Source organism: Thermoanaerobacter sp. RKWS2 (genome assembly GCF_026240795.1).
GTDB lineage: Bacteria > Bacillota > Thermoanaerobacteria > Thermoanaerobacterales > Thermoanaerobacteraceae > Thermoanaerobacter > Thermoanaerobacter ethanolicus.
The window spans coordinates 310295-322315 of sequence record NZ_CP110888.1 but is presented as its reverse complement, the minus strand read 5'-3'; the positions used below and the strand labels follow the sequence as shown (position 1 = coordinate 322315).

9 protein-coding genes, 1 pseudogene and 1 riboswitch are annotated in these 12021 nt (G+C 35.6%); of the genes and pseudogenes, 4 read left to right on the top strand and 6 right to left on the bottom strand.

Annotation, left to right across the window (positions count from 1 at the left end; genetic code table 11):
* Positions 1-59 precede the first annotated feature (59 nt).
* The 6 genes and pseudogenes from OEI98_RS01585 to OEI98_RS01560 form a co-directional block, all read right to left on the bottom strand.
* A complete protein-coding gene (locus tag OEI98_RS01585) occupies positions 60-2204 on the bottom strand; it encodes a BglG family transcription antiterminator (protein WP_266040525.1) in 2145 nt (714 codons plus the stop codon).
* A gap of 134 nt (positions 2205-2338) precedes the next feature.
* Positions 2339-3505, bottom strand: a complete 1167-nt coding sequence (locus tag OEI98_RS01580) for a pyridoxal phosphate-dependent aminotransferase (RefSeq protein ID WP_266039140.1) — start codon at positions 3503-3505, stop codon at positions 2339-2341.
* Between the two features lie 109 nt (positions 3506-3614).
* The gene (locus OEI98_RS01575; RefSeq protein WP_003870816.1) at positions 3615-4058 is read right to left on the bottom strand and encodes an OsmC family protein; all 444 of its coding nucleotides are present in this window, start codon (positions 4056-4058) and stop codon (positions 3615-3617) included.
* Positions 4059-4099: 41 nt separating this feature from the next.
* Complete coding sequence (locus tag OEI98_RS01570; RefSeq protein ID WP_004400225.1) at positions 4100-4432, bottom strand: carboxymuconolactone decarboxylase family protein; 333 nt, start codon at positions 4430-4432, stop codon at positions 4100-4102.
* Between the two features lie 64 nt (positions 4433-4496).
* Positions 4497-6151, bottom strand: a pseudogene (lpdA, locus tag OEI98_RS01565) (dihydrolipoyl dehydrogenase).
* Between the two features lie 190 nt (positions 6152-6341).
* Positions 6342-7322, bottom strand: coding sequence for a lipoate--protein ligase (locus tag OEI98_RS01560; protein ID WP_266039137.1), 981 nt, complete (start codon positions 7320-7322; stop codon positions 6342-6344).
* A gap of 93 nt (positions 7323-7415) precedes the next feature.
* A riboswitch (glycine riboswitch) is annotated at positions 7416-7521 on the top strand.
* Positions 7522-7669: 148 nt separating this feature from the next.
* Between OEI98_RS01560 and gcvT the strand changes: the two genes are divergently transcribed.
* From gcvT to gcvPB, 4 genes are read left to right on the top strand one after another with little or no spacing between them, the layout of a single operon-like run.
* Entirely contained in the window at positions 7670-8776 is a 1107-nt protein-coding gene (gene gcvT / locus OEI98_RS01555; RefSeq protein WP_266039135.1) for a glycine cleavage system aminomethyltransferase GcvT, read from the top strand.
* Positions 8777-8788: 12 nt separating this feature from the next.
* Positions 8789-9169, top strand: coding sequence for a glycine cleavage system protein GcvH (gene gcvH, locus OEI98_RS01550; RefSeq protein ID WP_266039133.1), 381 nt, complete (start codon positions 8789-8791; stop codon positions 9167-9169).
* Between the two features lie 4 nt (positions 9170-9173).
* Positions 9174-10517, top strand: coding sequence for an aminomethyl-transferring glycine dehydrogenase subunit GcvPA (gene gcvPA, locus OEI98_RS01545; RefSeq protein ID WP_266039131.1), 1344 nt, complete (start codon positions 9174-9176; stop codon positions 10515-10517).
* The gene (gene gcvPB, locus OEI98_RS01540; RefSeq protein WP_266039129.1) at positions 10514-11968 is read left to right on the top strand and encodes an aminomethyl-transferring glycine dehydrogenase subunit GcvPB; all 1455 of its coding nucleotides are present in this window, start codon (positions 10514-10516) and stop codon (positions 11966-11968) included. Before gcvPA ends, gcvPB begins: the two co-directional genes overlap by 4 nt.
* Positions 11969-12021 lie beyond the last annotated feature (53 nt).

Sequence of the window (12021 nt, the reverse complement as noted above, 5' to 3'; positions counted from 1 at the left end):
CCTAAATAGAAAAATTCAATTATTTTGTTTGCTATGTCATTCTTATTATTCCATTTAGTTTATTCATCATCTCCTCCTTTCTTATTTCCCATAATATACTCCAAAACCATCTCTTTACCTGAAGCGTTTGTTAAAATAAATACAAATTTTTCATCCCCCAAAAGCTCTACCAATTCCGAGAGGGCTTTAAGATGTGATGAGTGGTCTATTGCACAGAGGGAAACTACAATTTTTACTGGATCGTTTTCTTTGTTTCCAAAGTTAACAGGATTTTTTAGTGTAATTAAGCTCATGCCTATTTTTTTTGCACCTGCTTCTGGTCTTGCGTGGGGCATTGCTATCCCTGGTGCAATGACAATATATGGGCCTATCTCTTTTACTGTATTTATCATTGCATCAATATAACTTGGTTCTGCAAAACCATTTTTAACAAGTAGCTCACCTCCTATTCTTATTGCTTCTTCCCAATCTTTTGCTTCGACATTAAGCTTTATGGTATTCTCTGTTAAGATGTCTTTCAACACCGGTTGAACAACTCCTCTCGTATTTTCATATGATGCTGTATTTAAAAATTTTGATAAATCTTCCATCAATTTTTTACGATTGCCTATGACACAATGCTTTTCTATTATTTTTATTAAATCGTCAATAACTGTATGTTGTACTTTAGGTTTAATAACGAGATTTTTTAATAATTCTATGTCTTTTTCTGTAAGAAGAGGATTTACTTCAATAGTTTTAATCCCTTCATATTGGATTGGAACAGTAGACACTATTAAATCTACATTTTTTTCTTTTAATATATCTTTTACCTGATGGTATGCAACAGTATCTACTATATTTACATCAAAAACTAATTGTAATCTCGAAGAAAGAAGTTTCGCCGTACCTATTCCTGTACCACATACAACGAGGATATTGGGCTTAGCTGCTTTAGTAACTTTTAACCTTTCAATTGCAGCACCAAAATGTATTGTAAAATAAGCTATTTCTTCGTCGTTTAATGCTTTGCCTGTATAATCTTCCAAAGGTTTTAAACTTTCTTTGACTATTTCAAACAATTCTTTATAATTCGCTTTAATCTCATCCAAAATAGGATTTTTTAATTTAAGGCCGTGCCTTAACCGGTATACTGTCGGTCTCAAATGGTCCAAAAGCCCTTCAAAAAGCTGTCTATCTCCTGACAAATCTTGATGTATTTTGGTGCTGACATTTCTAATAATTTTTTCTGTTAATAGCTGATAACCAACCCAATTTTCATTAGCATAAGGTCGCGTTTTTGTTACATTGCTTCCTAGAAGATGAACTGTAATATATCCAATTTCATCATGTGGAATAGAAACCTTAAAATGGTCCTCCAGCATTTTTGCAATATTTGATGCTACAGCAAACTCCTTTGTAATTTCTAAAGCTTTTAATTCTTCTTTTGGCATAATTATGTCTTTCCCAAGTTGTATCCTTTTAATTGCTATTGCTATGTGAATTACAAGGCCAGAAAATGCAGCATCAGAAAAAACAGTTTCCAGTTCTCTTTCTGCTATTTGTATACATTCTTCGATATAAGGCATGTCTATATCCTCAAACAGCTTGGTGATTTGTTTATCAATTCCTACACTAGAACGAGTATAAATCGGAGATTTTACAATATCCAATGCCTTATCAATATCAATTACCTCTGTTAAAAGTTCTATAGCAGCTCTTCGTAATTGTTTTTCATCCCCCACAACTTTGATTCCATATTTCGGTGCAGACTTCAACTGAAGTCCATGTTCTATAAGCCACTTTCTTACGTTTTTTAGGTCATTTATAACTGTACTTCTTGAAACCATTAGTTTATCCGCCAGGTCATTTATAGTTATATAATCTCTTTGTTGTATAAGTTCACTGAGTATTATATTTACCCTTTCTTGTTGCGATAAATTGTAATAGTAAGGTGAAAGACTATCAAGTAAAGATAAAACTTTATTTCTGTATTCCAATAGTTCAGAAAATTTCACACCTACATTCGGTTTGCGCATCAATTGTGGCAAACTGTTGTACTTTAAAAATTCATCAATTGCATCAAGGTCGTACCTTATGGTTCTGCTGCTTACATTGAATATTTTCGCAAGGTCAGAGATTTTTACAGGCTCATTAGAATTAATAAGTTTCATAAGAATTTGTTTACTTCTTTCATTGAGTGTGATAATTATCACCTCTTTCAGCTTAAATTATATTCTATTTATATGATAATGAAAAGCTTAACATTTTGCAATATAAATGTGGCAAAAATAAACTAAATAAAATAACAAAAAAATAAACTGCGGAAGGTAAGCTATTCGCCTTCCGCAGTTTATTTTTAAAATTTTGACATAAATTCTTTCATTCTTTTCACTGCTTCTTCTAAGTTTTCCATAGATGTTGCATAAGCCATGCGAACATACCCTTCACCATTTTCTCCAAAAGCATTTCCCGGCACAACTGCAACTTTTGCTTCGTAAAGGAGTCTCTTAGCAAATTCCATTGAGGTAAGGCCTGTCTTTTTTATTGAAGGGAATATGTAAAAAGCACCCTTTGGCTCAAAACAATCGAGTCCCATTTCTCTCACACTTTGAAGCAAATACTTTCTTCTTTTGTCGTACTCTTCTCTCATCATTAAAATATCTCCGTCCCCATTTTTTATAGCCTCTATGCCCGCATACTGACACATCGTTGCTGCTGCTGTTACGCCGTATTGGTGTATTTTTGTCATATGTTTTATAAAATATTCTGGTGCCGCTATATATCCGAGACGCCAACCTGTCATCGCATAGGATTTAGAAAAACCGTTTATAGTAACCGTCCTTTCCCACATGTCTGGCAAAAATGCAAAACTTACATGTTCAAAACCACTGTATACTAGCTCAGAATAAATTTCATCAGTAACTACAATGAGGTCATACTTTTTGACCACTTCAGCTATCTTTTCCATCGCCTCTTTTGGCATTACTGCCCCAGTTGGATTGTTAGGATATGGTAAAATTAATACTTTTGATTTGTCTGTAATGTATTTTTCTAAAACATCTGCCCTTAGTACAAAGTCATCTTCTTCATATGTTGGCACAAAAACAGATTTGGCACCTGCGAGTATTGTACAAGGATGGTATGCCACAAATGAAGGCTCTGGAATTAATACTTCGTCTCCTTCCTCTACCAAAGTATTTAAAGCGACGTATATTGCTTCTGTAGCACCAATTGTGACTAAAATTTCAGTTTCCGAATTGTAAGAAAGGTTATACCTTCTTTTGAGATAATTTGAAATTTCCTGCCTTAGTTCAATAAGCCCTGGATTTACAGTATATCCTGTTTTACCTTCATCGAGGGCTTTTTTCGCTGCTTCCCTTATGTGCTGAGGCGTTACAAAATCTGGCTCTCCGATAGCAAGGGATATTGCTCCCGGTACCTCTCTAGCCATGTTAAAGAAATATCTTATGGTAGATATTTCTATGGACTTTGCTCTTTTTGCCACTCTGTCTTCAAAGTTCATCTCTAATCCCCCTAAAACAATAGTTTTATTATTATAGTTCTACAAAAATCTTAAAAATCCTCTATAATCAAAAGCACTCCACCGCAAAAAGGTGGAGTGCTTTTGATTATTATTCAACGACCACATCTGACAAAACTAATTTTACTGGATTTGCTAAAGAATCTCCTACTGGGCAAGTCTTTTCTATAAACTTTGCAAACTCTTCTACTTTTTCTTTCGGTGCATCTGTCTTTATGTGCATTTTAAATCTTATCTCTTGAAAACCTGGCCTTACACCAGCTTTTCCCATGAATCCGTCTACATCAAGATCCCCTTCTAATTCAACCCAAAAGCCTTGTAGGTCTATACCTTTTGCCTTTGCAAAAGCAGCTGCAACAATCGTCTGGCAAGAACCTAAAGCGCAAAGCAAAGCCTCTACAGGATTCATTCCTTTATTCGTACCGCCTAATTCTTTAGGCTCATCTAAGATTATTTTAAAGCCTCTTACCTCGCTTTCAACTGCTAAACCTTCTGGTAATTTTCTTGAAACCGCTTTAAAGGTTTCAATTGCCATTTCAAACTCCTCCTCATCAGTATATTAATTTTCAATTCTAATTACTTCCCAGCTTCTTCTAAAATTTTTAGAGCCTCAGTAGCATAAGCAACCCCAGGCCCTCCACTCATAAGCACAGCTACTCCCAATGTCTCCATAATCTCTTGACGCGTAGCTCCCGCTTGCAAAGCTGAATTTACGTGGGCAAGGATACAATGAGAACAGCGAATAGCTACAGCAATACCTAAAGCGATAAGCTCCTTTTCCTTAGTAGAAAGAGCCCCACTAGTGGTAGCAGCATGATGGAGTTCATTGAAAGCTTTCATAACTGAAGGTATCTCTTGTCCCAGTTTTCCCATACCTCTCTCTAATTCTTTCATGCCTTCGCTTGCCATTTTAACCTGCCTCCTTTTATTTTAATTTATTTCGAAAGCTCTTTAAGAGCTTCGAAAACGTAAATTACACTTTGTGTATAGACTCCCCAAAGATGTCCTTAACAGCTTCCATAATCGTTTCGCTCCTGGTAGGATGGGCATAAACCACTTTCTTCAAAGCTTCCGCATCCACACCTTCTTGGCAGGCTGTTGAAAGTATGTGAATAAGTTCAGAAGCTCCACTGCCTACTACCCATGCACCAACTATTTCTCCAATTTCATTTGAAATTATCTTTGCAAATCCTTCTGTTTCTCCATAGGTTTTAGCTCTTCCGTTGTGCTTGAAATCAAATCTCCCTACTTTTATTTCCCCAAACTTCTTTTTGCCTCTTCTTCTGTATACCCAAAATATCCAATCTCTGGTTCTGTAAATACTGCAGCAGGTATTTTCATATAATCTATGGTAGATGATTCACCAAAAATGTTGTCAACTGCTACTTCCCCTTGTGCTGAAGCAACATGAGCTAACATCATCTTGCCTGTGACATCACCTACTGCATAAACTCCTTCTACATTTGTCTTCATGTGCTCATCAACTTTAATAGCTTTTCCTTCAAATTCTAATAGTTCTACAATTGGACCAATATCCGTATTTAACTTCCTCCCTATAGACACAAATACCTTGTCTGCGTATATGCGCTTTATATTTTCACCATTTTTAACTGTTACTATACTCCCTCCGTTTTCTTCTTCATCTATTCTCTCAACCGTTGAAGAAGTATATATCTTGATTCCTCTTTTTTGTGCAACGAATTTAATAGAGGAACTTATCTTTTTATCAAGTGTAGGAAGAATATTAGGCATCATTTCAACAACTGACACTTTTACTCCAAATTGATTCATTATAAAAGCAAATTCCATGCCTATTACTCCGCCACCTATAATGCATAAACTTTGTGGCAAAGAAGTCATTTCAAGAATAGTATCGCTATTCATGACATTTTTAGAATTAATGCCTTCAATAGGAAGTTCAGCAGGTGATGACCCAGTTGCAATAATAATGTTTTTCGCTTTAATTTTGTTTTCTCCAAATAGTACATTCTTTTCCTTGTCAACTTTTGCTTCAGCGTAAAACAAGTCCACTCCATTAGCCTTCAGCAAAGCATTAATGCCTTCAACAAGCTCTCCTACAATACCATCTTTTCTCTTTACAACTTGAGTATAATCAAAAGAGTTTACTTTTACATCAAATCCAAATTCTCCAGCCCGTTTTAAAATGTCATACACCTCGGCAATTCTTGCATAAGCTTTTGTTGGTATACATCCTCTATTTAGACAGGTACCACCTAATTTATCTTTTTCAAATAAAGCTACTTTTGCACCTTTTTTAGCAGCTTTAATAGCAGCAACATATCCTCCAGGACCTGCCCCTATGACAGCTAAATCATATTCTTTGTATTCATACTTAATTTCTTTTTGCGTCTCGGAAGGCTTAACTTCTTCAGACTGTGTAATAATTGCAATAGTATTCCCTGGCTCGACTGTAGTTCCAGCAGGACAAACAATTTTTGAAATAATGCCTTCATAATCACTGTACACTTCAAAACTCATTTTATTTACTGCTACATCACACAAACAAGCTCCTTTTTCTACATATTGCCCTTCTTCAACATACCATTTTGTAATTCGCCCGCTTTTCATGGTATCTGACAAAGCAGGCATCTTTATTTCTATATCCATCAATATACCTCCACTTCCGTCTTTCTTAGTAATTTTGACCACTAACAATATCTCATTTGGCGAACTGTACCCTGGTGGGAGGGGATTAAATTTGATAAAATAAAAACGATAATTATTTAACAATTTCGTTTGTATATATTTTACCACTTTTCCGTTAAAAGTTCAACAACCTAAAAATATTTTTAACCTCTCAGAACATCACTTCTATTAAATTGTCAACAGTTATGTTGGCAAAATAATCATTCATGTCAATATTTGAAAGCACTTTTCTTATCTCTTCTTCTGAATGCTTTACTCCTTTTAAAAGGTTTTCTACCTCTGAAACATCGTATTTTCCAAAAAAGTCTCCATAAATTTTTATATCTTTTATTATTCCCTTTTCTACATTTAAATTTACTTCTACAGTGCCACCAGTAAATTTTTTCTCATTTTTAAAACTGTAATCTGGCGATGTTCCAAAATTCCATTCCCATGTGCTATATTTTTCTTTAACCAATTTCTCTATTTTTTTTATGTCTTCCTGCGTAAATTCATACATTTCACTTCCACCGGTTTGTTCTCTAATGTGATTCATAATGAGGTCTATAAACTGTTCTATTGTAATAGGCTCTTTTAGATGCTCACTTATGTTTGTAACTCTTTTAGACACAGATTTTACACCTTTATCTTCAAATTTTACAGGTCGCACTTTCAGTGCTGCTGACAAATCTGTAATGCTGGAAGAAAACAAAAGTGTTCCATGGTGTAATATTCTATTTTTGTAATAATACTGCGCATTTCCTGAAATTTTTTTGCCGTCAATTGTTATGTCATTTCTCCCTGAAAACTCAGCATTAACAGAAAGTTTTCTAAGCACATCTATAATTGGCTGTGTAAATCTTTTAAAATCACTGAAACTGCTGACATCCTCATTTACTATAAAAGTAAAATTTAAATTGCCGAGGTCGTGAAAAACCGCTCCTCCACCCGATAATCTTCTGACAACTGGAATTTTATGTTGTCGCACATAATCCAAATTTATTTCCGCTAATGTGTTTTGATTTTTGCCTACTATAATGCTAGGTTCATTTCTCCATAACATGAAACATTCTTCTTGGAATTCTTTTAAAACGTACTCTTCAGCAGCTAAATTAAAATAGGGATTTGTGTTCCTATTGTAAATATATAACATATCCACCTCTCCTCGTTTTGATTATTGACTATTACAGGGAATATAATATAATAAAAGTATAGCATATTTTAAAAAAATTTAATACTGTTCTAGATGAAGATAGCGAGAGATATCTTTGTAAAAAGATAGCCGAAGGGGAAATATAAAGGCCCGCCAAGCCTTTATAGAAGCTCTCAGGCAAAAGTATCGCTATCGGATAGACCTCTGGAAAGTCTCGCAAGAGCACCGAAGGAGCAATACATAAGTAGAAGCTCTCAGGTCAAAAAACAGAGGAGTTGTGATGGCATATTCTCTTGTTGTGCTCATCATAACTCCTCTTTTAAATTTTATGAAAGGGTGTGGTATGTTTGGATAACCTCAAAAAAACACCTCTTTTTGAACTTTACAAAAAATATAATGGAAAAATTATTGACTTTGCAGGATGGGCTCTCCCTGTTCAGTTTGAAAGTATAATCTCTGAACACGAAGCAGTGAGAAATGCTGCAGGACTCTTTGATGTTTCTCACATGGGAGAAATAACTGTAAAAGGAAGAGAAGCTTTTAACTTTTTGCAAAATCTCATAACAAATGATTTGTCAAAACTAAAAGGCAATCAAGTCCTTTATACTTTTATGTGCAATTACAATGGCGGCGTTGTAGATGACTTATTAGTCTACAAATATTCTGATGAACACTTCTACTTGGTTGTAAATGCGGCTAATATAGAAAAGGATTACAAATGGATGAAAGACAATAAAGGCGTATATGAGGTAGAAATAGAAAACATTTCAGATGAAGTAGCAGAACTTGCCATACAAGGCCCAAAAGCAGAAGAAATACTTCAAAAACTTACAGATACTGATCTTTCAGAAATTAAATTTTTCTGCTTTAAAGACAATGTAAAAATAGCTGGAATTGAATGCCTGGTATCAAGAACAGGATATACGGGTGAAGATGGCTTTGAAATTTACATTCCTAATAAATACGCAGTAGAATTGTGGGAAAAAATAGTGGAAGTTGGAAAAGAATATGGACTTAAACCGGCAGGATTAGGGGCAAGAGATACTTTGAGATTTGAAGCAGGTTTACCTCTATACGGAAATGAACTTTCAGAAGAAATAACTCCTTTAGAAGCAGGTTTTGAGTTTTTCGTCAAATTTGACAAGGGCAATTTTATCGGAAAAGATGCTCTACTAAAGCAAAAAGAAGAAGGGCTTAAGCGTAAAATCGTGGGATTTGAAATGATAGACAATGGAATTCCAAGACATGGTTATGAAGTGCGTGCTCACAATCAAAAAATCGGCTATGTAACAACAGGGTATTTCTCTCCTACACTAAAGAAAAATATAGGTCTTGCATTGATTGATTCAAAATATGCCCAATTAGGAAATCAAATTGAAATTGTGATAAGAAATAAGCCACTTAAGGCTTTAATCATAAGCAAAAACTTTTACAAGAAAAATTATAAAAAATAGGAGGTTTTTGGTATGGAAGTTTTAGAAGGCTTGTATTACTCAAAAGACCACGAATGGGTCAAAGTAGAAGGAGATAAAGCATACATAGGAATAACTGACTATGCACAGCATTCCTTAGGAAACATAGTGTACATTGAGCTTCCAGAAGTAGGTGCAGAACTCTCGGCTGGCAATGTACTTGGAGTCGTAGAATCTGTAAAAGCTGCATCTGATGTTTACACACCTGTAGATGGAAAAGTACTTGAAGTAAACAATGCTATCGTTGACGACCCCTCTTTAGTAAACAATGACCCCTATGGCAGTTGGATGGCATTAGTAGAACTCAAAGACAAGTCACAGCTTGATAATTTGATGACAGCTGAAGAATATAAAAAATTTTTAGATGAGGAGTGAGAGCATGTTTCCTTACCTTCCTGCCTCCTCCAATGACGAAAAAGAAATGCTAAAAACAATAGGAAAAAATTCTATAGAAGAACTGTTTGAAAACATACCTCAAGAAGTTCGCTTAAAAAGGCCTTTAAATTTAGGTAAACCCATGTCAGAAATAGAGCTTACAGCTCACATAAAGAAATACGCTGAAGAAAATAAAAGCCTTGAAGAGCTGACAAGTTTTTTAGGCGCTGGAGTATATGACCATTACATTCCTTCTGTGGTAAAGCACATAATATCTCGTTCTGAATTCTACACGGCCTACACTCCTTACCAGCCAGAAATAAGCCAAGGAACACTACAAGCTATCTTTGAGTACCAGACAATGATTACAAACCTTACAGGAATGGAAGTCACAAACGCTTCAATGTACGACGGAGCAACAGCCTGCGCAGAAGCTGCAATTATGGCTTGTGAAAACACCAAAAGGAAGTCTATAATAGTTTCAAAAACCGTAAATCCAGAAACGCGAAAAGTTTTAAAGACTTATATGCATTTTAGAGATATCCAAGTAATTGAAATAGACGATAATGAAGGAGTAACAGATTTAGAAAAATTAAAAGCGGAAATTGGGACTAACACTGCGGCAGTAATTGTACAGTATCCTAATTTCATGGGAATCATCGAAGACCTGCAAGAAATTGAGAAAATAACCCATGAAAATAAAGCAATGTTGATAACTTACGTACATCCAATACCTCTCGGCATACTTAAATCGCCAGGAGAAATTGGCGCAGATATAGCTGTAGGAGACGGTCAGTCTCTTGGCAATGGATTAAATTTTGGTGGCCCTTATCTTGGTTTTTTAGCTACAACACAAAAGCTTGTGCGGAAAATGCCAGGAAGAATAGTAGGCCAGACAAAAGACGTAGATGGTAGACGTGCTTTTGTGCTTACTTTGCAAGCAAGAGAGCAACACATAAGAAGGGAAAAAGCCACTTCGAATATATGCTCAAACCACTCATTAAATGCCTTAACAGCTGCAGTGTATCTAGCAACTATGGGCAAAAAAGGTATAAAAGAAGTGGCTTATCAGTGCACTCAAAAGGCTCATTACGCTTTTTCAATGCTTACCGCATCAGGAAAATATAAACCTGCTTTTAACAAACCCTTCTTTATGGAATTTGCATTAAAGACTGATGTAGATGTAGACTTAATTAATAAAAAACTTTTAGAAAAGGGCATATTAGGCGGATACAACCTCCACAGAGATTACGACAAATACAAAAATACAATGTTACTAGCCTTTACAGAAAAAAGGACAAAAGAAGAAATTGATGAGTTAAAAGCTCTGTTGGAGGTGATAGAATGAAAGAGTACAATAAATTGATATTTGAATTGTCAAAGGAAGGAAGAAAAGCCTACACTCTCCCTAAGTTGGATATAGAAGAAAAACCTTTAGAAGACATACTTCCGCAACAAATGATGAGAAAAGAAGAAATAGAGCTTCCCGAAATAAGTGAAGTAGACATAATAAGACATTACACCCTTTTGTCAAATAAAAACTACGGCGTCGATACGGGTTTTTATCCATTAGGTTCTTGTACTATGAAGTACAATCCTAAAATAAATGAAGACATGGCATCCCTTATCGGTTTTACAGCTCTACATCCCTATCAACCAGTAGAAACTGTGCAAGGCGCTTTGAAACTCATGTATGAATTAGAAAACATGCTCTCTGAAATAACTGGAATGGACAAATTTTCATTACAGCCTGCTGCAGGTGCCCATGGTGAATTGACAGGACTCATGATAATTAAGGCCTATCACGAACACAGAAATGACAAAAAACGTAAAAAAATAATCGTGCCAGACTCTGCTCATGGTACTAACCCCGCTAGTGCAGCAGTTGCAGGTTTTGACGTAATTGAAATTAAATCCAACAAAGAAGGGGCTATAGATTTAGAAGCCTTAAAGGCTGTTTTAAATGATGAAGTAGCAGGACTTATGCTGACAAACCCAAGTACTTTGGGGCTTTTTGAAGAGAACATAGTAGAAATCGCAAGATTAATACACGAAGCAGGAGGTCTTCTATACTACGATGGTGCAAATCTAAATGCTATAATGGGAATTACGCGTCCTGGAGACATGGGATTTGACGTTGTACATCTAAATCTTCACAAGACCTTCTCTACACCTCATGGCGGTGGTGGCCCGGGTTCTGGACCTGTAGGTGTCAAAAAAGAGCTTGCCGACTTTTTGCCAGTGCCTGTAATAGAATTTAAAGACGGCATATATAGCTTAAACTATGATAGGCCGCTTTCTATTGGAAAAGTGAGAAGCTTTTATGGCAACTTCAATGTGCTTATAAAGGCTTATTCCTACATTTTAACTATGGGAGCTGAAGGACTTAAGAGAGCCAGCGAAATGGCAGTTTTAAATGCTAATTATCTTAAAGAAAAACTCAAAAATCACTACAAAGTCGCTATTGACAAAGTATGCATGCATGAATTTGTTTTAGCTGGTCTTTTAGAAAAAGTCAATGATATCACAACATTAGATGTAGCTAAAAGACTTATAGATTACGGTTTCCATCCACCCACAATATATTTCCCATTAATTGTTGACAGCGCCATAATGGTAGAGCCTACTGAAACAGAAAGTAAAGAAACATTAGACGCTTTCATTGAAGCAATGATTAAAATAGCAGAGGAAGCAAAAGAAAATCCGCAACTTTTAAAAGAAGCTCCACACAACACGCCTGTAAGAAGGGTTGATGAGGTACTGGCTGCAAGAAATCCTGTTTTAAAGTGGAGCAAATAGAGGGGGACCATTGAAAAAGCGGGGGATAAAAAAGACGGGACATACCCGTCTTT

Bases quoted from the DNA above. Each gene is read 5' to 3' on its own strand.
- OEI98_RS01575 (WP_003870816.1), bottom strand. From the start codon at position 4,058: ATGGCAATTGAAACCTTTAAAGCGGTTTCAAGAAAATTACCAGAAGGT.
- gcvPB (WP_266039129.1), top strand. From the start codon at position 10,514: ATGAAAGAGTACAATAAATTGATATTTGAATTGTCAAAGGAAGGAAGA.
- OEI98_RS01570 (WP_004400225.1), bottom strand. From the start codon at position 4,432: ATGGCAAGCGAAGGCATGAAAGAATTAGAGAGAGGTATGGGAAAACTG.
- gcvPA (WP_266039131.1), top strand. From the start codon at position 9,174: ATGTTTCCTTACCTTCCTGCCTCCTCCAATGACGAAAAAGAAATGCTA.
- gcvH (WP_266039133.1), top strand. From the start codon at position 8,789: ATGGAAGTTTTAGAAGGCTTGTATTACTCAAAAGACCACGAATGGGTC.
- OEI98_RS01560 (WP_266039137.1), bottom strand. From the start codon at position 7,322: ATGTTATATATTTACAATAGGAACACAAATCCCTATTTTAATTTAGCT.
- OEI98_RS01580 (WP_266039140.1), bottom strand. From the start codon at position 3,505: ATGAACTTTGAAGACAGAGTGGCAAAAAGAGCAAAGTCCATAGAAATA.